The organism is Burkholderia sp. BC1, assembly GCF_052683555.1.
The window spans coordinates 22520-44446 of sequence record NZ_JBQYLP010000006.1; the positions used below are offsets into that span (position 1 = coordinate 22520).

21 protein-coding genes and 1 tRNA gene are annotated in these 21927 nt (G+C 65.3%); 3 read left to right on the top strand and 19 right to left on the bottom strand.

Annotation, left to right across the window (positions count from 1 at the left end; all coding sequences use genetic code 11):
* Positions 1-8: 8 nt before the first annotated feature.
* The 18 genes from nuoK to ACSHSS_RS04800 form a co-directional block, all read right to left on the bottom strand.
* On the bottom strand, positions 9-314 hold the full coding sequence (nuoK, locus tag ACSHSS_RS04715) for an NADH-quinone oxidoreductase subunit NuoK (RefSeq protein ID WP_004185739.1): 306 nt from the start codon (positions 312-314) through the stop codon (positions 9-11).
* Positions 315-332: 18 nt separating this feature from the next.
* Positions 333-983, bottom strand: a complete 651-nt coding sequence (locus ACSHSS_RS04720; RefSeq protein ID WP_006398807.1) for an NADH-quinone oxidoreductase subunit J — start codon at positions 981-983, stop codon at positions 333-335.
* A 122-nt stretch (positions 984-1105) separates the two neighbouring features.
* Entirely contained in the window at positions 1106-1594 is a 489-nt protein-coding gene (nuoI, locus tag ACSHSS_RS04725; RefSeq protein ID WP_006398806.1) for an NADH-quinone oxidoreductase subunit NuoI, read from the bottom strand.
* A 12-nt stretch (positions 1595-1606) separates the two neighbouring features.
* Positions 1607-2674 carry an NADH-quinone oxidoreductase subunit NuoH gene (gene nuoH, locus ACSHSS_RS04730; protein WP_006398805.1) on the bottom strand — a complete coding sequence of 356 codons (1068 nt, stop codon included), beginning with the start codon at positions 2672-2674 and terminating at the stop codon, positions 1607-1609.
* Positions 2675-5005, bottom strand: coding sequence for an NADH-quinone oxidoreductase subunit NuoG (nuoG, locus tag ACSHSS_RS04735; protein ID WP_445544619.1), 2331 nt, complete (start codon positions 5003-5005; stop codon positions 2675-2677). It abuts the gene before it with no gap.
* Positions 5006-5087: 82 nt separating this feature from the next.
* Complete coding sequence (gene nuoF / locus ACSHSS_RS04740) at positions 5088-6398, bottom strand: NADH-quinone oxidoreductase subunit NuoF (RefSeq protein ID WP_006398803.1); 1311 nt, start codon at positions 6396-6398, stop codon at positions 5088-5090.
* The gene (gene nuoE / locus ACSHSS_RS04745; protein WP_006398802.1) at positions 6395-6880 is read right to left on the bottom strand and encodes an NADH-quinone oxidoreductase subunit NuoE; all 486 of its coding nucleotides are present in this window, start codon (positions 6878-6880) and stop codon (positions 6395-6397) included. Before nuoE ends, nuoF begins: the two co-directional genes overlap by 4 nt.
* 167 nt (positions 6881-7047) lie before the next feature.
* Positions 7048-8301 (bottom strand): NADH-quinone oxidoreductase subunit D, encoded by a 1254-nt coding sequence (locus ACSHSS_RS04750; RefSeq protein ID WP_059787173.1) that lies wholly within the window; start codon positions 8299-8301, stop codon positions 7048-7050.
* A 9-nt stretch (positions 8302-8310) separates the two neighbouring features.
* On the bottom strand, positions 8311-8913 hold the full coding sequence (locus ACSHSS_RS04755; protein ID WP_006398800.1) for an NADH-quinone oxidoreductase subunit C: 603 nt from the start codon (positions 8911-8913) through the stop codon (positions 8311-8313).
* Between the two features lie 19 nt (positions 8914-8932).
* Positions 8933-9412: a NuoB/complex I 20 kDa subunit family protein gene (locus ACSHSS_RS04760; protein ID WP_006398799.1), complete on the bottom strand. Its 480-nt coding sequence runs from the start codon at positions 9410-9412 to the stop codon at positions 8933-8935.
* A 62-nt stretch (positions 9413-9474) separates the two neighbouring features.
* Positions 9475-9834, bottom strand: a complete 360-nt coding sequence (locus tag ACSHSS_RS04765; RefSeq protein WP_006398798.1) for an NADH-quinone oxidoreductase subunit A — start codon at positions 9832-9834, stop codon at positions 9475-9477.
* A gap of 154 nt (positions 9835-9988) precedes the next feature.
* Positions 9989-10073 (bottom strand) — tRNA-Leu (locus ACSHSS_RS04770).
* 110 nt (positions 10074-10183) lie between these two features.
* Positions 10184-10561 carry a preprotein translocase subunit SecG gene (gene secG, locus ACSHSS_RS04775; RefSeq protein ID WP_006398797.1) on the bottom strand — a complete coding sequence of 126 codons (378 nt, stop codon included), beginning with the start codon at positions 10559-10561 and terminating at the stop codon, positions 10184-10186.
* Between the two features lie 72 nt (positions 10562-10633).
* The gene (gene tpiA / locus ACSHSS_RS04780) at positions 10634-11389 is read right to left on the bottom strand and encodes a triose-phosphate isomerase (RefSeq protein ID WP_006398796.1); all 756 of its coding nucleotides are present in this window, start codon (positions 11387-11389) and stop codon (positions 10634-10636) included.
* Between the two features lie 132 nt (positions 11390-11521).
* Positions 11522-12541, bottom strand: coding sequence for an NAD(P)H-quinone oxidoreductase (locus ACSHSS_RS04785; protein WP_012213010.1), 1020 nt, complete (start codon positions 12539-12541; stop codon positions 11522-11524).
* A gap of 142 nt (positions 12542-12683) precedes the next feature.
* Complete coding sequence (pnp, locus tag ACSHSS_RS04790) at positions 12684-14831, bottom strand: polyribonucleotide nucleotidyltransferase (RefSeq protein WP_006410113.1); 2148 nt, start codon at positions 14829-14831, stop codon at positions 12684-12686.
* 292 nt (positions 14832-15123) lie between these two features.
* On the bottom strand, positions 15124-15393 hold the full coding sequence (gene rpsO / locus ACSHSS_RS04795; protein ID WP_006398792.1) for a 30S ribosomal protein S15: 270 nt from the start codon (positions 15391-15393) through the stop codon (positions 15124-15126).
* Between the two features lie 108 nt (positions 15394-15501).
* On the bottom strand, positions 15502-16761 hold the full coding sequence (locus ACSHSS_RS04800) for a branched-chain amino acid ABC transporter substrate-binding protein (RefSeq protein ID WP_445544620.1): 1260 nt from the start codon (positions 16759-16761) through the stop codon (positions 15502-15504).
* Between the two features lie 175 nt (positions 16762-16936).
* On the opposite strand from ACSHSS_RS04800, the gene ACSHSS_RS04805 reads away from it, so the two are divergent.
* From ACSHSS_RS04805 to ACSHSS_RS04815, 3 genes are all read left to right on the top strand, one after another.
* Positions 16937-17449: a hypothetical protein gene (locus ACSHSS_RS04805; protein ID WP_006398789.1), complete on the top strand. Its 513-nt coding sequence runs from the start codon at positions 16937-16939 to the stop codon at positions 17447-17449.
* Between the two features lie 380 nt (positions 17450-17829).
* Positions 17830-18471, top strand: a complete 642-nt coding sequence (locus ACSHSS_RS04810; RefSeq protein ID WP_039219380.1) for a carbonic anhydrase — start codon at positions 17830-17832, stop codon at positions 18469-18471.
* A gap of 32 nt (positions 18472-18503) precedes the next feature.
* Positions 18504-20054, top strand: coding sequence for a SulP family inorganic anion transporter (locus ACSHSS_RS04815; RefSeq protein WP_088925537.1), 1551 nt, complete (start codon positions 18504-18506; stop codon positions 20052-20054).
* Between the two features lie 70 nt (positions 20055-20124).
* Here ACSHSS_RS04815 and ACSHSS_RS04820 read toward each other — a convergent pair whose 3' ends face one another.
* Complete coding sequence (locus ACSHSS_RS04820; protein ID WP_006398785.1) at positions 20125-21669, bottom strand: 2-isopropylmalate synthase; 1545 nt, start codon at positions 21667-21669, stop codon at positions 20125-20127.
* Positions 21670-21927 lie beyond the last annotated feature (258 nt).

Here is a 21927-nt window from a genome sequence, read left to right on the forward strand (position 1 = left end):
GCCTGAAATTAACCTTTGAGCTGATCGAGATCCTCGACATTGATCGTGTCGAGCTTACGGAACAGGGTCACCAGAATCGCGAGACCGATCGCGGCTTCCGCTGCGGCGACGGTCAGCACGAAGAACACGAAGATCTGGCCGTGCACGTCGCCGAGGTAGTGCGAGAACGCGACGAAGTTGGTGTTCACCGCGAGCAACATCAGTTCGATCGCCATCAGGATGATGATGATGTTGCGGCGGTTCAGGAAAATCCCGACGATCGCGATCGCGAACAGAATCGCGCCGAGCACGAGGTAGTGAGCAAGAGTCAACATGGTTTTCCTTTCCTCCGCTTAGCCGTTCGCGCCCGTACCGGCTTCGCTCTGCGCCGTTTCCGGCTGCGGCTTGTCCGCTTCCATCTTCACGAGGCGCACGCGATCGTTGCGACGCACCTTGACCTGATCCGACACGCGCTGGCGCTTGCTGTCCTTGCCCTTGTGCGAGGTCAGCCCGATCGCGGCGATGATCGCGACCAGCAGCACGAGGCCGGCGATTTCGAACGCGAAGATGTAGTCGGTGTAGATGACCTTGCCGATCAGGCGCGTGTTCGACCAGCCTTCGGTCGCACCCGACGTCATCGCGTGCACGGCATGCGTGTCGCCGTAGCCGCGCCACAGGATCAGCGCCGTTTCGATGACGATGATCGCGCCGACGACGGTCGCCATCGGCACGAAGCGCTTGAAGTCGCGTCGCAGGAAGTCGATGTTGATGTCCAGCATCATCACGACGAACAGGAACAGCACCATCACGGCGCCCACGTAGACCAGCACCAGCAGGATCGCGAGGAACTCCGCTTCGAGCAGCATCCAGATCGCGGCGGCGTTGAAGAACGCCAGCACAAGGAAAAGCGCAGACGCCACCGGGTTGCGCGAAGTGATCACCTTCAGCCCTGATACCACCAGGAGCAGCGCGAAGATGTAGAACAGTACGGTCGTGAATTCCATGATTACCGGTTCATCGTTAGGCCATAGTCAGGCGCGGCTTGCGGGACGCTCTCGCGTGCCGCACCCGTCGCGGCGGCACAGCCCGTACATCGCCGATGCGCGGGCCGGCACTGCAAACACAATCAACGATACGGCGCGTCGGCAGCCTTCGCCGCGGCGATGTCCTTCTCGTAGCGATCGCCCACCGCGAGCAGCATTTCCTTCGTGAAATACAGGTCGCCGCGCTTTTCGCCGTGGTACTCGAGAATCTGCGTCTCGACGATCGAATCGACCGGGCAGCTTTCTTCGCAGAAACCGCAGAAGATGCACTTGGTCAGGTCGATGTCGTAGCGCGTCGTGCGGCGCGTGTTGTCCGCGCGCGTTTCCGATTCGATCGTGATGGCGAGCGCCGGGCACACGGCCTCGCACAGCTTGCATGCGATGCAGCGCTCTTCGCCGTTCTCGTAGCGGCGCAGCGCGTGCAGCCCGCGAAAACGCGGCGAAATCGGCGTCTTCTCTTCCGGGAACTGCACGGTGAACTTGCGCCGGAACGTGTAACGGCCGGTCAGCGCGAGCCCCTTCAGCAGTTCGGTCAGGAAGAAGGTCTTAAAGAAGTGTTGGATTGCCGTCATGATTTCGTCCGATTACTTCACCCAGATGTTGAGCGGCGACATCATCCAGAAGCCGACCACGACCACCCAGATCACCGTGACGGGCAGGAACACCTTCCAGCCGAGGCGCATGATCTGGTCGTAACGGAAGCGCGGGAACGTCGCGCGCACCCAGATGAACACCGACAGCAGCGCGAATACCTTCAGCACCAGCCAGAAGATGCCCGGGATGAACGACAGGAATTCGAACGGTGCGTCCCAGCCGCCGAGGAACAGCGTCGCGGCCAGTGCCGAGATCACGATCATGTTGATGTACTCGGCGAGGAAGAACAGCGCGAACGCCATGCCCGAGTAGTCGATCATGTGACCGGCGACGATTTCCGATTCCCCTTCCACCACGTCGAACGGGTGACGGTTCGTTTCGGCGATGCCCGAGATGAAGTAGACGACGAAGGCCGGCAGCAGCGGCAGCCAGTTCCACGACAGGAAGTTCACGCCGTGGCCGGCGAAGAAGCCGTGCTGCTGCGAATTGACGATTTCCGACAGGTTCAGGCTGCCGGCCGTCATCAGCACGAGCACGAGCGCGAAGCCCATCGAGATTTCGTACGACACCATCTGCGCCGCGGCGCGCATCGCGCCGAGGAACGCGTACTTCGAGTTCGACGCCCAGCCGGCGAGGATCACCGCGTACACGCCGATCGACGAGATCGCCATCGCGTAGAGCAGGCCCGCGTTCACGTTCGCGAGCACCGCTTCGGCCTGGAACGGGATCACCGCCCACACCGCGAACGCCGGCACGACGGTCATGATCGGCGCGATCAGGTACAGCCAGCGGCTCGCGGCGGTCGGCTGAATCACTTCCTTCAGCAGCAGCTTCAGCACGTCGGCGATCGGCTGCAGCAGACCGGCCGGGCCGACGCGGTTCGGGCCGAGACGCACGTGCATCCAGCCGATCAGCTTGCGCTCCCACAGAATCAGGTACGCGACGCACAGCAGGATCACGACGGCGACGACGAGGATGCGCACGAGCGCCCACACCGTCGGCCATGCGACGCCGAGAAGCTGGGCTCCGCCCGCGTTGATCGTATCGAACAAGCTCATTTACGCCTTCTCCACCACCAGTTCACCGGACAGGCTGCCGAGCGCTGCACCGGCAGGCGTCGCCGCCGACACGCGAACGACCGTCTCCGCAAGATTCGCGTCGCGCACGGCCGGCAACTGCACCGCACGCTCGCCCTGGCGCACGCGCACCGCGTCGCCTTCCTTCAAGCCCAGCTTGTCGAACAGCGCGGCCGGCAGGCCGACGGTGTTCGCCGCCTTCGCGGCCGCCGTCAGGTGCAGCGCGCCCGCACGGCGCACGAGTGCGTCGGCGTGATAGATCGGCACGTCGGCGAGGCGCTCGAAGCTGCCGTTCGCGGCCTTCGCCGGGACGCGCGCCGGCGCGACCGACGTCTTGTTCGACAGACGGTTCGCGACGCCTGCTTCGCCGAGTGCGGCGAGGCGCACTTCTTCCGCCGTTTCGTATTCGAAGTTCGGCAGGCCGAGCAGGCTGCCGAGCACGCGCAGCACCTTCCACGCCGGACGCGTTTCGCCGAGCGGACGCACGACGCCGTTGAAGCTCTGCACGGTGCCTTCCGCGTTGACGAACGTGCCGGCCGTTTCGGTGAACGGCGCGATCGGCAGCAGCACGTCCGCATGGTCGAGACCGTGCTTGAACGGCGACATCACGACGACCATCTCGGCCTGGTTCAGCGCGGCGAGCGCCTGCACCGGATCGGCCGTGTCGAATTCCGGCTCGACGTTCAGCAGCACGTAGCCCTTGCGCGGCTGCGCGAACGCTTCGCGCGCATTCAGCCCGCCGTGGCCCGGCAGTGCGCCGACGACGTGCGCGCCGACCGTGTTCGCCGCTTCGGTCAGGAAGCCGAAGGTTGCGCCGGTGTTGTCGGCGATCCACTGCGCGACGGCGTGCAGCTTCGCGAATTCCGGATGACGGACGGCCGCGTTGCCGAGCAGCAGCACGCGACGCTCGCCGTTCGCGAGCGACTGTGCGACGGCCTGCGCGGCCGCCGACGCCGTGACGCCCGCAAGCGTGTCCGGCAGCGCAACGCTGCGCAGTTGCGCGACCGCCGCGGCGATGCCGGCGAGTTCGTCGAGCCAGGCGGACGGCGCGGCGACGATGCGCTGCGCGGTCGGGATCAGGGCGTCGTCGCCGGTCGCGTGCAGGAAATGCATCTTCGCGCCGTTCTTCGCGGCCTGACGCAGGCGCGCTGCGAACAGCGGGTGATCGCGGCGCAGATCCGAACCGACGACGAACGCGGCGTTCACGTTCGACAGATCGGCGATCGGCATGCCGAGCCACGGCGCGCCGTCGACGGGCGCCGAGAAATCGAGCTGACGCAGACGGAAATCGACGTTCGGCGTCTTCAGTTCGTCTGCGAGCTGCTTGAGCAGGAACAGTTCTTCAGCCGTGCTGTGCGCGCTCGACAGCATCGCCAGCGCGTTCGCGCCGTGATCGGCCGCGATGCCCTTCAGGCCCTTCGCGACGTATTCGAGCGCGGTCTGCCAGTCGGTCTCGATCCACTGGCCGCCCTGCTTGAGCATCGGCTTGGTCAGGCGCTCTTCGCTGTTCAGGCCTTCGTACGAGAAACGATCCTTGTCGGAAATCCAGCACTCATTGATCGCTTCGTTCTCGAACGGCAGCACGCGCATCACGCGGTTGTTCTTCACCTGCACGACGAGGTTCGCGCCGACGGAATCGTGCGGGCTCACCGACTTGCGGCGCGACAGTTCCCAGGTACGGGCGCTGTAGCGGAACGGCTTGCTGGTCAGCGCGCCGACCGGGCACAGGTCGATCATGTTGCCCGACAGCTCGGAATCGACGGTCTTGCCGACGAACGTCGTGATTTCCGAATGCTCGCCGCGGCCGAGCATGCCGAACTCCATCACGCCGGCGATTTCCTGGCCGAAGCGGACGCAGCGCGTGCAGTGAATGCAGCGCGACATCTCTTCCATCGAGATCAGCGGGCCCACGTTCTTGTGGAACACCACGCGCTTTTCTTCGGAATAGCGCGACGACGACTTGCCGTAGCCGACCGCGAGATCCTGCAGCTGGCATTCGCCGCCCTGATCGCAGATCGGGCAGTCGAGCGGGTGGTTGATGAGGAGGAATTCCATCACCGACTGCTGCGCCTTCACGGCCTTGTCGGACTGCGTGCGCACGATCATGCCGGCCGACACGGGCGTCGCGCAGGCAGGCACGGCCTTCGGCATCTTCTCGACTTCGACGAGACACATCCGGCAATTGGCCGCAACCGACAGTTTCTTGTGATAGCAGAAGTGAGGAATGTACGTGTCCGCCTTGTGCGCAGCCTGGATCACCATGCTGCCTTCGGGCACCTCGACCTTCTTGCCGTCTATTTCAAGTTCAACCATGATGGTGAATGGTCCTTAACCTATTTCCGCCCGTTCGCGCGTTCGCCCGACCGTGCGCTCAAATTCCGCAACCGGTTTCGCGTCAGGCCGCCGCCGCGTGCGCGTGACCGCCGACCATGCAGCGCTTGTGCTCGACGTGGTACGCGAATTCGTCCCAGTAGTGCTTGAGCATCCCGCGCACCGGCATCGCAGCCGCGTCGCCCAGCGCGCAGATCGTGCGCCCCATGATGTTCTCGGCGACCGAATTGAGCAGATCCAGGTCTTCCTGGCGGCCTTCGCCGTGCTCGATACGGTTGACGACGCGATACAGCCAGCCCGTACCTTCGCGGCACGGCGTGCACTGACCGCACGATTCCTCGTAGTAGAAGTACGACAGGCGCAGCAGCGAGCGCACCATGCAGCGCGTCTCGTCCATCACGATCACCGCACCCGAACCAAGCATCGAGCCGACCTTCGCGATCGAGTCGTAGTCCATGTCGGTCTGCATCATGATGTCGCCCGGCACCACCGGTGCGGACGAGCCGCCCGGAATCACGGCCTTGATCTTCTTGCCGCCGCGCATCCCTCCGGCGAGCTCCATCAGCGTCGCGAACGGCGTACCGAGCGGCACTTCATAGTTGCCCGGACGCTCGACGTCGCCCGACACCGAGAAGATCTTCGTGCCGCCGTTGTTCGGCTTGCCGAGCTCGAGGTAATTCTGCGGGCCGACGGCGAGCAGGAACGGCACCGCGGCGAACGTCTCGGTGTTGTTGATCGTCGTGGGCTTGCCGTACACGCCGAAGCTCGCCGGGAACGGCGGCTTGAAGCGCGGCTGGCCCTTCTTGCCTTCGAGCGACTCGAGCAGCGCCGTTTCCTCGCCGCAGATGTACGCGCCGTAGCCGTGGTGCGCATGGAGCTGGAACGAGAATTCCGAGCCCATGATGTTGTCGCCGAGGAAACCGGCCGCGCGTGCCTCTTCCAGCGCCGCCTCGAAGCGTCGATACACTTCGAAGATCTCGCCGTGGATGTAGTTGTAGCCGACCGTGATGCCCATCGCGTAGGCGCCGATGGCCATCCCTTCGATCAGCGCGTGCGGATTCCAGCGCAGGATGTCGCGATCCTTGAACGTGCCCGGCTCGCCTTCGTCCGAGTTGCAGACGAGGTACTTCTGCCCCGGGAACTGACGCGGCATGAAGCTCCACTTCAGGCCGGTCGGGAAGCCCGCACCGCCGCGGCCGCGCAGGCCCGACGCCTTGACGTCGGCGATCACCTGCTCGGGCGGAATCTTTTCTTCGAGAATGCGGCGCAGCTGCTTGTAGCCGCCGCGCGCAACGTAGTCTTCGAGATGCCAGTTCTCGCCGTTCAGACCAGCGAGGATCAGCGGTTTGATGTGACGGTCGTGGAGGGACGTCATTTCGAGAGCTCCTCAAGCAGCTGGTCGATCTTCTCGCGGCTCATGAAGCTGCACATTTTGTGATTGTTCACCAGCAGCACCGGGGCGTCGCCGCACGCGCCGAAGCACTCGCCTTCCTTCAGCGTGAACTTGCCATCGGGCGTGGTCTCGCCAAAGTCGATGCCGAGCTTCTGTTTCAGGTAGTCGGCCGTCGCCTCCGCACCGCCGTGCGGTCCGAGCTGGCACGGCAGGTTCGTGCAGAGCGTGATCTTGTGCTTGCCGACCGGCTTGAGCTCGTACATCGTGTAGAACGTCGCGACTTCCTGCACGGCGACGGCCGGCATGCCGAGATAGTCCGCAACGAACTGCATCAGTTCGGGCGACAGCCAGCCATGCTCTTCCTGAGCGACGGCCAACGCCGACATCACGGCGGACTGCTTCTGATCGGCGGGATACTTCGTCAACGCTCGATCGATTTCCTTCAGGCCTTCAGCTGAGATCATTTTCAGACACGACTCTTTCAATTCCTACCGAACGAACAACCTGCCGCACGGCGTGCGTGGACGGCAGACCTGGCGCTCACTGTTGACAGCTTGCGAAGCCGCGCCGGTTCAGCGCGCATCGCGTGTGACTTACTGCTCGCCGCCCGCTCGCGCAGGCGGCGCGACCATTAGCGATCGATTTCGCCGAACACGATGTCCTGCGTACCGATGATGGTGACGGCGTCGGCGATCATGTGACCGCGCGCCATTTCGTCGAGCGACGCCAGGTGCGCGAAGCCCGGTGCGCGAATCTTGAGACGATACGGCTTGTTGGCACCGTCGGACACGAGATAGATGCCGAACTCGCCCTTCGGATGCTCGACCGCCGCGTACGCTTCGCCTTCCGGCACATGGAAACCTTCGGTGAAGAGCTTGAAGTGGTGAATCAAGTCTTCCATGTTGGTCTTCATGCCGACGCGCGACGGCGGCGCAACCTTGTGATTGTCCGTCATCACGGGGCCCGGATTCTTGCGGAGCCACTCAATACACTGTTTCGCGATGCGGACCGACTGACGCATTTCCTCGACGCGCACCAGATAGCGGTCGTAGCAATCGCCGTTCACGCCGACCGGCACGTCGAAATCCATGCGGTCGTACACTTCGTACGGCTGCTTCTTGCGCAGATCCCACGCGATGCCCGAGCCACGCAGCATCGGGCCGGTGAGGCCCATCTGCAGCGCACGCTCCGGACTCACGACGCCGATGCCGACCAGACGCTGTTTCCAGATCCGGTTGTCGGTCAGCAGCGTTTCGTACTCGTCGATGCACTTCGGGAAGCGCGTGAAGAAGTCGTCGATGAAATCGAGCACCGAGCCGCTGCGCGCTTCGTTCATCTTCGCGAGCGCCTTCTCGTTGCGGATCTTCGACGCCTTGTATTGCGGCATCGCGTCCGGCAGATCGCGATAGACGCCGCCCGGACGATAGTACGCCGCGTGCATCCGTGCACCGGACACCGCTTCGTACACGTCCATCAGGTCTTCGCGCTCGCGGAAGGCGTACAGGAACACCGCCATCGCGCCGACGTCGAGTGCGTGCGCGCCGATCCACATCAGGTGGTTCAGCACGCGCGTGATTTCGTCGAACAGCACGCGGATGTACTGCGCGCGCTCCGGCACCGTGATGCCGAGCAGCTTCTCGATCGCGAGCACGTAGCCGTGCTCGTTGACCATCATCGACACGTAGTCGAGACGGTCCATGTACGGCACGGACTGGATGAAGGTCTTGTTTTCCGCGAGCTTTTCGGTCGCGCGGTGCAGCAGGCCGATATGCGGATCGGCGCGCTGGATGACTTCGCCGTCGAGCTCGAGCACGAGGCGCAGCACGCCGTGCGCTGCCGGGTGCTGCGGGCCGAAGTTGAGCGTGTAGTTCTTGATTTCTGCCATGACGCCCCCTTAATGTTTCAGACCGCCATAGCGATCCTCGCGGATCACGCGCGGCGTGATTTCGCGCGGCTCGATCGTCACCGGCTGGTACACGACGCGCTTCTCTTCCGGGTCGTAACGCATTTCGACGTAGCCCGACACCGGGAAGTCCTTGCGGAACGGATGGCCGATGAAGCCGTAGTCGGTGAGGATGCGGCGCAGGTCGGGGTGGCCTTCGAACACGATGCCGTACAGGTCGAACGCCTCGCGCTCGTACCAGTTCGCGGAATTCCAGATGTCGACGAGCGACGGAACGATCGGCAGATCGTCGTCGGGTGCGAACACGCGCAGGCGCAGACGCCAGTTGTTCGTGACCGACAGCAGGTGCGTGACGGCCGCGAAGCGCGGGCCGTCGTAGGCGCCGTCGCCGTAGGTCTGGTAGTCGACGCCGCACAGGTCGATCAGTTGCTCGAAGCGCAGCTTCGGATCGTCGCGCAGCGTCGTCGCGACGTCGAGGTAATCGCTCGCCTTCACGACGAGCGTCAGTTCACCGATCGCTTCGGTAAGGCTCACCACGCGCGCGCCGAGCGCGGCTTCGAGGTTGGCCTTGAGGGTCTCGATTTTGCTTGCCATATTGGGGGACGCTCGGGGCTTATTGACGGGCGATGGTGTTGGTGCGGCGGATCTTCGCCTGAAGCTGGATCACGCCGTAGACCAGCGCCTCGGCCGTCGGCGGGCAGCCCGGCACGTAGACGTCGACCGGCACGATCCGGTCGCAGCCGCGAACCACCGAGTACGAGTAGTGGTAGTAGCCGCCGCCGTTCGCGCACGACCCCATCGAGATCACCCAGCGCGGCTCGGCCATCTGGTCGTACACGCGGCGCAGCGCGGGCGCCATCTTGTTGCACAGCGTGCCGGCGACGATCATCACGTCGGACTGACGCGGGCTCGGACGAAACACGACGCCGAACCGGTCCAGATCGTAACGGGCCGCGCCCGCATGCATCATCTCGACGGCGCAACACGCGAGCCCGAACGTCATCGGCCACAGCGAGCCGGTACGCGTCCAGTTGATCAGCTTGTCAGCCGTGGTGGTGACAAACCCTTCCTTCAAGACCCCTTCGATACTCATTTGCTTTCCACTCCAGACGGGCGACCGGGCGCGGCCACCCATGCAAACCGGCGATTAACCCATCACTCCCAGTCGAGGCCGCCTTTCTTCCAGATATAGGCAAAGCCCAGCAGGAATTCGAGCAGAAAAATCATCATTGCGATGAAACCGGGCCAGCCGATGTCGCGGAGCGCGACGCCCCACGGAAACAGGAATGCGGTTTCGAGATCGAAGATGATGAACAGGATGGCGACGAGGTAGTACCGGACGTCGAATTTCATCCGGGCGTCTTCGAAGGCTTCGAAGCCGCACTCGTACGGTGCGTTCTTCTCGACGTCCGGCTTGTTGGGACCCAGGAGCTTGCCGATGCTGACCAGCGCTATACCTAAACCAGTGCCCACGAGAAGGAACAACAAGACGGGGTAATAGGCTGCGAGGTTCAAGGCAATCCTCTATCGGTTGGTTCTGAGCGTCCGGAGAATACCACCATCCGGCGGAAGGGATCATTTCGGAGTGCATGCGATCGCAAGACATCCGAAAGCGCACCCCACAAATGAAAAATGCCAGCCACGAGAAGCGGCTGGCATTGAGTAACTTTGGTGCCGACGGCGAGACTCGAACTCGCACAGCTTTCGCCACTACCCCCTCAAGATAGCGTGTCTACCAATTTCACCACGTCGGCACTGCATGCAACCCGGGTTTGACTGCTGTTACCCGCGAATCGCTTCAAGAATTAAATTCTAACCTGACTTCCAGAATTGTTCAACGCACAAACGGAAAAATTTTAATTTTTTATTTCGGGACGTCCTGACCCGGCGCGCTCGCCGTCGAGGCGGCCGCAGCGGACGCGGGCGCAGCCGGCGTCGATGCCGCCGAAACAGGCGCCGGCGCGGTCGCCACGCCGCCGAGCACGCCGGCCGACGGCGTCGACTTGTACGAGCCGATGTACGTCAGCGCGAGCGTCGCGACGAAAAAGACCGTTGCGAGCACGGCGGTCGTGCGCGACAGAAAGTTCGCCGAACCGGTCGCGCCGAACAGGCTGCCCGAGGCACCGCTGCCGAACGCGGCGCCCATGTCGGCACCCTTGCCGTGCTGCAGCAGCACGAGTCCGATCACACCCAGCGCAGACAGCACTTGCACGACAATAATCAGCGTCTTGAATAACAGCATCACATCCACCCGATTGGATCGGGCGACCGGACTCGCCGGCCGCCGTCATGGTTCAATTCGATCGCCGACCGCTCAACGCGCGGCCCGGCAGATCGCCAGAAAATCTTCCGCCTTCAGCGACGCGCCGCCGATCAGGCCGCCGTCGATGTCCGGCTGTGCGAACAGTTCTTCCGCGTTGTCCGGCTTCACGCTGCCGCCGTACAGCACCGACACGTCGGCCGCACCCTTGGCCGCGAGCCGCGCGCGCAGGAATGCGTGCACGTCCTGCGCCTGCGCGGACGTCGCGCTCTTGCCGGTGCCGATCGCCCACACCGGTTCGTACGCGACGACGATGCGCGCAGCTTCGTCCGCGCTCAACACCGCGAGCACGGCATCGAGCTGCGCGCCGACGACCTGCTCGGTCGCGCCCGATTCGCGCTGCTCGAGCGTCTCGCCGACGCAGACGACGGGCGTCAGCCCCGCAGCCAGCGCACGCTGCGTCTTCGCCGCGACCGTCTCGTTGCGCTCGCCGTGATACGCGCGGCGCTCCGAGTGACCGACGATCGCGTAGCACGCGCCGAATTCGGCGACCATCGCCGCCGCCACTTCGCCGGTGAACGCGCCCTGCTCGTGTGCCGACACGTCCTGCGCGCCCCACGCGATACGGCTGCCGCCGAGCTGCGCCTGAACCTGCGCGAGATACGGGAACGGCACGCACACGCCGATCGACGTGTCGGCCGCCACGGCGCCCGCGCCCTGCACCACTTCGTTCAGCAACGCCTGGTTGCCGGCCAGCCGGCCGTGCATCTTCCAGTTGCCGATCACCCGCTTTGTTCTCTGTTTCGACATCGTGTCTGTCTCGTCATCGACGTGCCGTGCGAGCCGGCCGTCAGGTTTGATCTGGCGAAGCAAACCCGCGATTTTACTGCGCGCGGCTTGAACCGGTCAAACCGCGCATGTCAAGCCCGGCAACCGCGGCCGTTACGCGCTCGTACCCCAATCGAGCACGATCTTGCCGATGTGCTCGCTGCTTTCCATCAGCGCATGCGCCTGTGCGGCGTCGGCGGCCGGCAGCACGCGATAGATGACGGGCTTGATGCGGCCGTCCTCGATCAGCGGCCACACGCGCGCCTTCAGCTGCGCCGCGATCTGCGCCTTGAACTCGACCGGCCGCGGACGCAGCGTCGAGCCCGTGATCGTCAGCCGGCGGCGCAGGATCTCGCCGAGATTGACTTCGGCCTTCGCGCCGCCGAGCAGCGCGATGATCACGAGCCGCCCGCCGTCGGCCAGCGCGGAGAGTTCGCGCGGCACGTAAGAGCCCGCGACCATGTCGAGAATCACGTCGACGCCGCGATCGTTGGTCAGCGACTTCACGACTTCGACGAAATCCTCGGTCTTGTAGTCGATCGCGCGCTCCGCGCCGAGCGCCTCGCACGCACGGCACTTCTCCGCCGTGCCTGCCGTCGCGAACACGCGAAAGCCGAGCGCATGCGCGATCTGGATCGCCGTCACGCCGATGCCGCTCGAGCCGCCCTGCACGAGCAGCGTTTCCTGCTCGCCGCCCTCGCCCGCGCCGAGCTGCGCGCGATCGAACACGTTGCTCCACACGGTAAAGAACGTCTCGGGCAGCGACGCCGCTTCGATGTCGGTGAGCCCGCGCGGCACCGGCAGACACTGCAGCAGCGGCACGGTCGCGTATTCGGCATAGCCGCCGCCCGCGAGCAGCGCGCACACGCGGTCGCCGAGCTTGAGTCCGAACGGATTCAGCGCGGCGTCGGACAGATCGCCGCCGACGATTTCGCCCGCGATCTCGAGACCCGGCAGATCGGACGCGCCCGGCGGCGGCGCATACGCGCCCTTGCGCTGGAACACGTCGGGCCGGTTCACGCCGGACGCCGCCACCTTGATCAGCACTTCGCCGCGCTGCGGTTCGGGGCGCGGGCGCTCCGTCAGCTTCAGCACGTCGGGGGCGCCGAATTCGGTGATTTCGATCGCTTTCATGGTTTCGTCGCTCCTGGGTCGGGATCGGATGCGCGTCCGCCGCCCGCGGACGCATGGCCGGCGCTGCTGCGCCGCACAACGATGCTACAGAAAAAACGGCCGGCCCGCTTTCGCGCAGCCGGCCGTTCGTTCGCCGTTCCGCTTACTGCTGCGGCGGCGTATCGGACTGCGCCGCAGCCGCTGCTTCGTTCAGCAGCGCCTTCGCCGACAGACGCACGCGACCCTTCTCGTCCGTCTGGATCACCTTGACCTTCACCTGCTGACCTTCCTTCAGGTAGTCGTTGATGTCCTTCACGCGCTCGTTGACGATTTCCGAGATGTGCAGCAGGCCGTCCTTGCCCGGCAGCAGGTTCACGATCGCGCCGAAATCGAGCAGCTTCAGCACCGTGCCTTCGTACACCTGACCGACTTCGATCTCGGCCGTGATGTTCTCGATGCGCTTCTTCGCTTCGGCCATGCCTTCGCTGCTCGTGCTCGCGATCGTCACGACGCCGTCGTCGGAGATGTCGATCGTCGTGCCCGTTTCTTCGGTCAGCGCGCGGATCACCGAGCCGCCCTTGCCGATCACGTCGCGGATCTTTTCCGGGTTGATCTTGATCGTGATCATGCGCGGTGCGAATTCGGACAGCTGCGTGTTCGCGCCGGCCACCGCTTCCGTCATCTTGCCGAGGATGTGCATGCGGCCTTCCTTCGCCTGCGCGAGCGCGACCTGCATGATTTCCTTCGTGATGCCCTGGATCTTGATGTCCATCTGCAGCGCGGTCACGCCCTGCGCGGTGCCCGCGACCTTGAAGTCCATGTCGCCGAGGTGATCTTCGTCGCCGAGGATGTCGGTCAGCACCGCGAACTTGTTGCCTTCGAGGATCAGGCCCATCGCGATGCCCGCGACGTGCGCCTTCATCGGCACGCCGGCGTCCATCAGCGCGAGGCAGCCGCCGCACACCGATGCCATCGACGACGAACCGTTCGACTCGGTGATTTCCGACACGACGCGAATCGAGTAGCCGAACTCTTCGGCGCTCGGCAGGCACGCGACGAGCGCGCGCTTCGCGAGGCGGCCGTGACCGATCTCGCGGCGCTTCGGCGAGCCGACGCGGCCCGTTTCGCCGGTCGCGAACGGCGGCATGTTGTAGTGGAGCATGAAGCGCTCGCGGTATTCGCCTTCGAGCGCGTCGATGATCTGCTCGTCACCCTTCGTGCCGAGCGTCGCGACGACGAGCGCCTGCGTCTCGCCGCGCGTGAACAGCGCGGAGCCGTGCGTGCGCGGCAGCACGCCCGTGCGGATCTCGATCGGACGCACGGTGCGCGTGTCGCGGCCGTCGATACGCGGCTCGCCGTTCAGGATCTGGCCGCGGACGATCTTCGCTTCGAGATCGAACAGGATGTTGCCGACCGTGGCCTTGTCGGCCGCGACCGTGCCGGCCGCCAGCGCATCCTCTTCCAGCTTCGCGGACGTCGCTGCGTACACTTCCTTCAGCTTCGTCGAACGCGCCTGCTTGTCGCGGATCTGGTACGCGGCGAGCAGTTCCGGCTGCGCGATTTCCGTCACGCGGGCGATCAGCGCCTCGTCCTTCGGCGCCGGCTGCCAGTCCCACTCGGGCTTGCCGCCGTCGCGCACGAGCTCGTGGATCGCGTCGATCGCGGTTTGCATCTGCTCGTGGCCGAACACGACGGCACCGAGCATCACCTCTTCCGGCAGTTGATCGGCTTCCGATTCGACCATCAGCACCGCACGCTCGGTGCCGGCGACGACGAGGTCGAGACGCGAGGACTTGAGCTGCTCGCGGGTCGGGTTCAGCACGTACTGGTCGTTCACGTACGCGACGCGCGCAGCGCCGACCGGGCCGTTGAACGGCAGGCCGGACACGGCGAGCGCGGCCGATGCGCCGATCAGCGCGGGGATGTCGGCCGGGATTTCCGGGTTCACCGACAGCACGTGGATCACGACCTGCACTTCGTTGTAGAAGCCTTCCGGGAACAGCGGGCGCAGCGGACGGTCGATCAGGCGCGACGTCAGCGTTTCGTGCTCCGACGGACGACCTTCGCGACGGAAGAAGCCGCCCGGGATCTTGCCGGCCGAATAGGTCTTTTCGATGTAGTCGACGGTCAGCGGGAAGAAGTCCTGGCCCGGCTTCGCCGACTTCGCGCCGACGACGGTCGCGAGCACGACGGTGTCCTCGACGTCGACGATCACCGCGCCGCTCGCCTGGCGCGCGATTTCACCGGTTTCGAGGCGCACCTTGTGCTGGCCCCACTGGAATTCCTTCACGACCTTGTTGAACATGGACATGGTTGCTCCTTTGTATTCATGCATTTCGTTCGCCGCGCCGGTCATCCCGCGCGGCGGCGTCCCGACCGAATCACCCGGAGCAAGGTGTGTTTTTTATGCCATTCCAGCGCGGCGCTCGCAAAGCGGCGCGCTGGAATGACACAAATCCCGACCCCGGCATCGATCGTTGCGGCAGCCCGCCGAGAACGGCCTGACTGCCTGCGGTGCGCGTGACGCTACGCACCGCGCAAAAACAAAATGCCTGCATCAGCGGACTGACACAGGCATCTTGCTGGCGGCAATCGCCCCGCGATTACTTACGCAGACCCAGCTTCTCGATCAGCGCGCGGTAACGGTCGGCGTCCTTGCCCTTGAGGTAGTCGAGCAGCTTGCGGCGACGGCTCACCATGCGCAGCAGGCCGCGGCGGCTGTGGTGATCCTTCGCGTGGGTCTTGAAGTGACCCGTCAGTTCGACGATACGTGCGGTCAGCAGTGCGACCTGGACTTCGGGCGAACCCGTGTCGTTGGTACCGCGGGCGAACTGAGCAACGACTTCCGACTTCTTGATATCTGCAACAGACATGTGATTTCCTTTCAAACTAAACAGGCGGACACGGAAGAATGGCCGTGCCGTGACTTACAACCGGCGCGCATTGTAGCACAACTCCGCGTCGCGCCTAAGCGCTTGCGGTCACGGGCGCTTCATCGAGCAGGTCGACAGCGCCTCCGTGCGCGCCGCCGGCACGGCGAGCACGGTCCGGAACCCGTACCCCGAGCCTTCGTTGTCGAAGCGCACGCCCGGCGTGCCGGCCTTGTCCATTTCCATCACGTAAAGGGGCTGGATCAGCTGGTGGTCCTGCGCGCGCATCCGCGCCGGATGAAAGCCGTCGTCGAACGACAGGCCCTCCAGCGCACGCGCGACGGCGACCGGGTCGGCCGAGCCCGCGCGGTTCATCGCGGCGGCGAGCATTTCGATCATCTCGCTCATGCGGCGCACCGGGTAGTCGTCCTGCGCCGCCGGAAAACGGGCGCGAAACGCGCGGTAGAACGCGTCGGATTTCGCGCCGCCGACGTTCGGATGCCAGTCGGCGACCGCCACCACGCGCGCGACGCCCGCGTCGCCGAGCGCGGCCGGCGCGCCGAGGCTGTTGCCGTAGAACGTGTAGAACTTCGCGTTCAGCCCCTGCTCGCGCGCCGCCTTCACGAGCAGCGTCAGATCGTTGCCCCAGTTGCCGGTCACGACCGCGTCGGCGCCGCTCGCGCGAATCTTCGCGACATACGGCGAGAAATCCTTGATGCGGCCGATCGGATGGAATTCGTCGCCGACGATGCGCACGTCCGCACGGCGCGCCGCGAGCGTCTGCCGCGCGAGCGCGCTGACGTCGCGCCCGAAGCTGTAGTCCTGGTTCAGCAGGTACACGTTGCGCAGCGCCGGGTCGCGCGCCATCACGTCGGCCAGCGCGGCCATCCGCATGCCCGCGTGCGCGTCGAAGCGAAAGTGCCAGAAGCTGCAGCGCGCGCCGGTCAGCGCCGGATCGTCGGCCGAATAGTTCAGGAACAGCATGCGGTTGTCGGGATCGCGCGCATTCTGCTTGTCGAGCGCCGCCACGAGCGCGGCCGCGACGGCCGAGCTGTTGCCCTGCGCGACGAAGCCGATGTGCCGGTCGGCGGCCGCGCGCAGCTGCATCAGCGCCTCTTCGGGGCTGCCCTTGCTGTCGAGTACGACGAGCTCGAGCGGATGCGCGCCGTCGCGCAGCTTCACGCCGCCCGCCGCGTTAACCTGCTCGACACCGAACCGCAGGTTGCGCTCGACCGCCGCCCCCGCATTCGCGAACGGCCCGGACATCCCTTCGATCAGCGCGATCCGCACCGGCTCGCCGCCCGCGAACGCGGACGCCGCGATCGTCCATCCGGCGCTCCATGCGAGCGCGCAACGCTTCCATCCGTGCATCGGTTTTCCGCCCTTCGATCCGTTCCGAGAAGCGCCGAATCATAGGCCCGCAGCCCGCGCGCCGGCAAGCGGCCGGCCGCGTCGCCGATCCGCACCGATTTTTTCCAACGCCGCGCGCCGGCGCGCGCCGTCCGTGATACAACTGGACTGTTTTCCCGTGTACTGGAGAATCCCGATGCGCATTCGCATTCCCGCGCGCCTGCCGGTCCTGCTCGCCTGTGCGGCGGCGCTGCTGGCCGGTTGCGCGCAACCGTGGCAGCAATACCAGGCCGGTCAGGACTCGTCGGCGATCGTCGCCCGCATGGGCCCGCCGCGCGAGATCTACGACCTGCCCGACGGCGGCAAGCGGCTGATGTGGCCGACGCAGCCGATGGGCGAAATCACCGTCGCGGCCGACGTCGACGCGGCGGGCAAGATCGTCAACGTCCGCCAGGTGCTGCAGCCGAGCGAGTTCTATCGCGCCGAGATCGGCAAGTGGACGAAGACGGACGTGCTCGTCAACTTCGGCCGCCCGGTCGAGACGTCGTATTTCCCGCTGATGAAGCGCGAGGTGTGGACGTACCGGTATCTCGAGGACAACGTCTGGTACCTGATGTACAGCTTCTATTTCGATCCGCAGGGCATTCTGCGCATGACGCAAAAGACGCCCGATCCGCTGCACGACCCCGATCGCCGCAATCTGTTCTGAATCGCGCCGATTCATTTCCGGACGATTTTTCCGCCGCTTTTTCGAAATGGCCATTCACAAGCGATCGTGAATGGCCATTTGCTTTATTTCACCGCTCGATTCAATCGCGCGTCGCAGCTTTCGCGTGCTCGCGGCCGCGCGTTCGGCCGCGACGCTTTGTATGGCGGGCTTCCCGCGGCGACCGCCGTCGTCGCGATTGCATGCGTTGCTTTGGTGCGCCGATGCACCTCGATACGTCAATTTGAAACAATTTGTTTCTCCTCACCCGAAGCGCTAGGGCATACCCCTAATATCAGTCGAAACCAACCTTTCAATTCAGAAAGCATGTCGATGCGTCGCTTTGAGCGATATTTCCCTGTCTCGATATAAAAGGAGTCCTGATGAACCGCCCCAAGAGCATGCTGGTTGCCAACATCGCCTGGGCGCGCGAAACGCGCGAACGCACGCCCGGCTTCTTCGACGCGCTCGCGCGCGGACAGAACCCGCGCGTGCTGTGGATCGGCTGCTCGGACAGCCGCGTGCCGGCCGAGACGATCACGCATTGCGCGCCCGGCGAACTGTTCGTTCATCGCAACATCGCGAACCTGTTCCATCCGGACGACGACAACGCCGCGAGCGTGCTCGAATACGCGGTGCGCGTGCTCGCAGTCGATCACGTGATCGTCTGCGGGCACTACGGATGCGGCGGCGTACGCGCATCGCTGCTGCCGCCGCCCGCCGATCTGCCGCACGTCGCGCGCCGGATCGCGCCGCTCTGCTCGCTCGCGCGGCGCCATCGTCACGAGCTCGACGGGCTCGACGACGCGGCCGCCGCCGATCGCCTCGCGGAACTGAACGTGCTCGAGCAGGTGCGGCTGCTGCGTGCGTCGCCGATCGTGCGCGAACGCGAACGGCCACCGCTCGTACACGGCTGGATCTTCTCGCTCGCCGACGGCCGCCTGAAGGAGCTCGATTCCGGATATGCGGCAGCCACCGCCGATCCCGCCGCCGCGCCGGCCGCGATGGCCGACGCGCTCGGCTGATGCCCCTTTCCTCGCCCTCAACATCGCCCATCATGAAACTCAACGAGCGTCTCTCTACCGTGCCGCGCGACATCGTCGCCGGCATTGTCGTATTCCTCGTCGCGCTGCCGCTCTGCCTCGGCATCGCGAACGCCTCCGGCGTCGAACCGTTCGCCGGACTGATGTCGGGCATCGTCGGCGGCATCGTCGTCGCGCTGCTGAGCGGCTCGTCGCTGTCCGTCAGCGGGCCGGCGGCCGGCCTCGTCGTGATCGTCGTCGACGGCATCGCGCAGCTCGGCAGCTTCTCCGCGTTCCTGCTCGCCGTGCTGCTGTCCGGCGTGCTGCAGTTCGTATTCGGCATGCTGCGCGCCGGGCGCTTCGCCGCCTACGTGCCGTCGTCCGTCATCAAGGGCATGCTCGCCGCGATCGGCGTGCTGCTGATCGTCAAGCAGATTCCGTTCGCGCTCGGCATCGGCGGCACATCCGCGCAATCGTTTGCGTCGTGGTCCGCTCAGCCCGCCGCCTGGGCAGCGACCGCGATCGCCGTCGTGTCGCTCGCGCTGCTCGTCGCCTGGGATTCGAGCGTGCTGCGCCGCTTTGCGTGGGCGCGCGCGGTGCCGGCCCCGCTCGCGGTCGTCATGCTCGGCATCGGCGCGACGCTCGTGCTCGGCGCACTTGCACCGTCCGTCGCGCCGGGCGCCGCGCAACGCGTGGCGCTGCCCGAGCTCGAATCGTTCGCGGCGTTCGCCGCGTCGCTGAAGCACGCGGAGCTCGGCCCGAACTTCGCGCAGCTCGCCAATCCCGACGTGTGGCGCGTCGCGATCACGCTGGCCGTCGTCGCGAGCCTCGAAACGCTGCTGTGCCTCGAAGCGGTCGAGCAGATCGATCCGAAGCGCCGGCCCGTGCAGCCCGATCGCGAACTGAAGGCACAAGGCGTCGGCAATCTCGTCGCCGGTGCGGTCGGCGGCCTGCCGATCACCTCGGTGATCGTGCGCAGTTCGGTCAACGTTAATGCGGGCGCGCAAAGCCGCGTGTCGGCCGTCGTGCACGGCGTGCTGCTGCTCGTGAGCGTGTTCGCGCTGACCGGCCTGATCAACCTGATTCCGCTCGCGAGTCTCGCCGCGATCCTGATCCATACGGGTCTCAAGCTTGCGAAGCCGGCGCTGTTTCGTGCGGTGCTCAAGCAGGGGCCGGCCGCGTTCGTCCCGTTCGCGGCCACGATTGCCGGCGTGCTGGCCGTCGATCTGCTGTTCGGCATCGCGGCCGGTCTCGCGTGCAGCGTGCTGACGGTCGCGGTCGCGAACCTGAAAAGCCCGGTCACGCTCGCGCAGCATGACGACCACTTCCTGCTGTCGTTCCGCAAGGACGTGTCGTTCCTCGGCAAGGTTCAGGTCAAGCACCATCTGCGGCACATTCCGGACCGCGCGGCCGTGATCGTCGACGCGACGCGCGCCGACTACATCGATCACGACGTGCTCGAACTGCTCGACGCGTTCATCGCCGATGCGCCGCGACGCGGGATCGCCGTCGAGTTCCGCCGCCCGCACGCGCAGCCGGGCGGCGCACCGCGACGCTGGGGGTTCCGCGCGCCGGCCGCGGAATGACGCGCGCATGAAAAACGCCCCGGCGGCACGAGGCCGCTCGGGGCGTTTCGGCATGCGCTCGACGCGAGACTCAGGAGCGCTGCGGGTTCAGCTTGTCGTCCTTCGAATGCAGCTTGTTCAGTGCGGCGATGTACGCCTTCGCCGAGGCGGCGACGATGTCGGGATCGGTGCCGACGCCGTTGACGATCCGGCCGCTCTTCGACAGCCGCACGGTCACTTCGCCCTGCGCCTGCGTGCCGGTCGTGATCGCGTTCACCGAGTACAGCAGCAACTCTGAACCGCTGCCCACCTCGCTCTCGATCGCGTTCAGCGTCGCGTCGACCGGGCCGTTGCCGCGTGCCTCGCCCGTCACTTCCTTGCCGTCGACCGAGAACACGACCTTCGCGTGCGGCTGCTCGCCCGTTTCGGAATGCTGCGACAGCGACACGAACTTGAAGTGCTCCTGCTCCTGCGCGAGCGCCGATTCCTGCGAGACGATCGCGATGATGTCCTCGTCGAAGATTTCCGACTTGCGATCGGCGAGGTCCTTGAAGCGCATGAATGCCGCGTTCAGCTCGGCTTCGCTGTCGAGCGACACGCCGAGCTCCTGCAGACGCTGCTTGAACGCGTTGCGGCCCGACAGCTTGCCGAGCACGATCTTGTTCGCGGTCCAGCCCACGTCTTCCGCGCGCATGATCTCGTACGTGTCGCGCGCCTTCAGCACGCCGTCCTGGTGAATGCCGGACGCGTGGGCGAACGCGTTCGCACCGACCACGGCCTTGTTCGGCTGGACGACGAAACCGGTGATCTGCGACACGAGCTTCGAGGTCGGCACGATCTGCGTCGTGTCGATGCCGACGTCGAGGCCGAAGTAGTCCTTGCGCGTCTTCACGGCCATCACGATTTCCTCGAGCGACGTGTTGCCCGCGCGCTCGCCGAGACCGTTGATCGTGCATTCCACCTGACGCGCGCCGCCGATCATCACGCCGGCCAGCGAGTTCGCGACGGCCATCCCGAGGTCGTTGTGGCAGTGCACCGAGAAGATCGCCTTGTCCGAGTTCGGAATGCGCTCGCGCAGCGTCTTCACGAGGTTGCCGTACATTTCCGGCACGCCGTAACCGACCGTGTCGGTAATGTTGATCGTCGTCGCACCCTCGGCGATCACGCCTTCCAGCACGCGGCAGAGGAAGTCCATGTCGGAGCGGCTGCCGTCCTCCGGCGAGAATTCGACGTTGTCGGTGAACTTGCGCGCGAAGCGCACGGCGAGACGCGCCTGTTCGTACACCTGCTCGGGCGTCATCCGCAGCTTCTTTTCCATGTGCAGCGGCGACGTCGCGATGAACGTGTGGATCCGGAAGCTGTTGGCCGGCTTCAGCGCGTCGGCGGCGCGCTGGATGTCCTTGTCGTTGGCGCGCGCGAGCGAACAGACCGTGCTGTCCTTCACGAGACCGGCGATCGTATGGATCGCGTCGAAGTCGCCGTTCGAGCTGGCTGCGAAGCCGGCTTCGATCACGTCGACCTTCATGCGCTCCAGATGCTTCGCGATGCGGATTTTCTCTTCCTTCGTCATCGACGCACCGGGCGATTGCTCGCCGTCACGCAACGTCGTATCGAAAATGATCAGCTTGTCTGTCATGGGGAGGCTCCAGGGCTCTTTATACGGAAGTCAACGTAATGAGATCGCGCCACCGCTGGCGACGCTCAACAACAGACGAGGCTTGACGGAGGGCGAGAACGGTCAGCGCGGCAGGCGCGCCGAAGCTAGCGCGCGTAGCGGCGCACCGGCTAGAAGGAGGGAGAGGCGGGAGAACGCAGTCATGCCGGAGACTATAGCGGCATTCCGCGACGTACGCAATCGGACGGCGCCCGAAGCCCGACGCGCACGCAACCGAAA

Coding starts and splice junctions, on each gene's coding strand:
- ACSHSS_RS04755 (WP_006398800.1), bottom strand. CDS start 8,913: ATGGCAAGCAAAATCGAGACCCTCAAGGCCAACCTCGAAGCCGCGCTC.
- pnp (WP_006410113.1), bottom strand. CDS start 14,831: ATGTCCATGTTCAACAAGGTCGTGAAGGAATTCCAGTGGGGCCAGCAC.
- ACSHSS_RS04760 (WP_006398799.1), bottom strand. CDS start 9,412: ATGAGTATCGAAGGGGTCTTGAAGGAAGGGTTTGTCACCACCACGGCT.
- secG (WP_006398797.1), bottom strand. CDS start 10,561: ATGCTGTTATTCAAGACGCTGATTATTGTCGTGCAAGTGCTGTCTGCG.
- rpsO (WP_006398792.1), bottom strand. CDS start 15,393: ATGTCTGTTGCAGATATCAAGAAGTCGGAAGTCGTTGCTCAGTTCGCC.
- ACSHSS_RS04805 (WP_006398789.1), top strand. CDS start 16,937: ATGCGCATTCGCATTCCCGCGCGCCTGCCGGTCCTGCTCGCCTGTGCG.
- ACSHSS_RS04750 (WP_059787173.1), bottom strand. CDS start 8,301: ATGGCAGAAATCAAGAACTACACGCTCAACTTCGGCCCGCAGCACCCG.
- tpiA (WP_006398796.1), bottom strand. CDS start 11,389: ATGTCGAAACAGAGAACAAAGCGGGTGATCGGCAACTGGAAGATGCAC.
- nuoI (WP_006398806.1), bottom strand. CDS start 1,594: ATGACGGCAATCCAACACTTCTTTAAGACCTTCTTCCTGACCGAACTG.
- nuoG (WP_445544619.1), bottom strand. CDS start 5,005: ATGGTTGAACTTGAAATAGACGGCAAGAAGGTCGAGGTGCCCGAAGGC.
- ACSHSS_RS04720 (WP_006398807.1), bottom strand. CDS start 983: ATGGAATTCACGACCGTACTGTTCTACATCTTCGCGCTGCTCCTGGTG.
- ACSHSS_RS04810 (WP_039219380.1), top strand. CDS start 17,830: ATGAACCGCCCCAAGAGCATGCTGGTTGCCAACATCGCCTGGGCGCGC.
- nuoF (WP_006398803.1), bottom strand. CDS start 6,398: ATGACGTCCCTCCACGACCGTCACATCAAACCGCTGATCCTCGCTGGT.
- nuoE (WP_006398802.1), bottom strand. CDS start 6,880: ATGATCTCAGCTGAAGGCCTGAAGGAAATCGATCGAGCGTTGACGAAG.
- ACSHSS_RS04820 (WP_006398785.1), bottom strand. CDS start 21,669: ATGACAGACAAGCTGATCATTTTCGATACGACGTTGCGTGACGGCGAG.
- ACSHSS_RS04815 (WP_088925537.1), top strand. CDS start 18,504: ATGAAACTCAACGAGCGTCTCTCTACCGTGCCGCGCGACATCGTCGCC.
- ACSHSS_RS04800 (WP_445544620.1), bottom strand. CDS start 16,761: ATGCACGGATGGAAGCGTTGCGCGCTCGCATGGAGCGCCGGATGGACG.
- nuoK (WP_004185739.1), bottom strand. CDS start 314: ATGTTGACTCTTGCTCACTACCTCGTGCTCGGCGCGATTCTGTTCGCG.
- nuoH (WP_006398805.1), bottom strand. CDS start 2,674: ATGAGCTTGTTCGATACGATCAACGCGGGCGGAGCCCAGCTTCTCGGC.
- ACSHSS_RS04785 (WP_012213010.1), bottom strand. CDS start 12,541: ATGAAAGCGATCGAAATCACCGAATTCGGCGCCCCCGACGTGCTGAAG.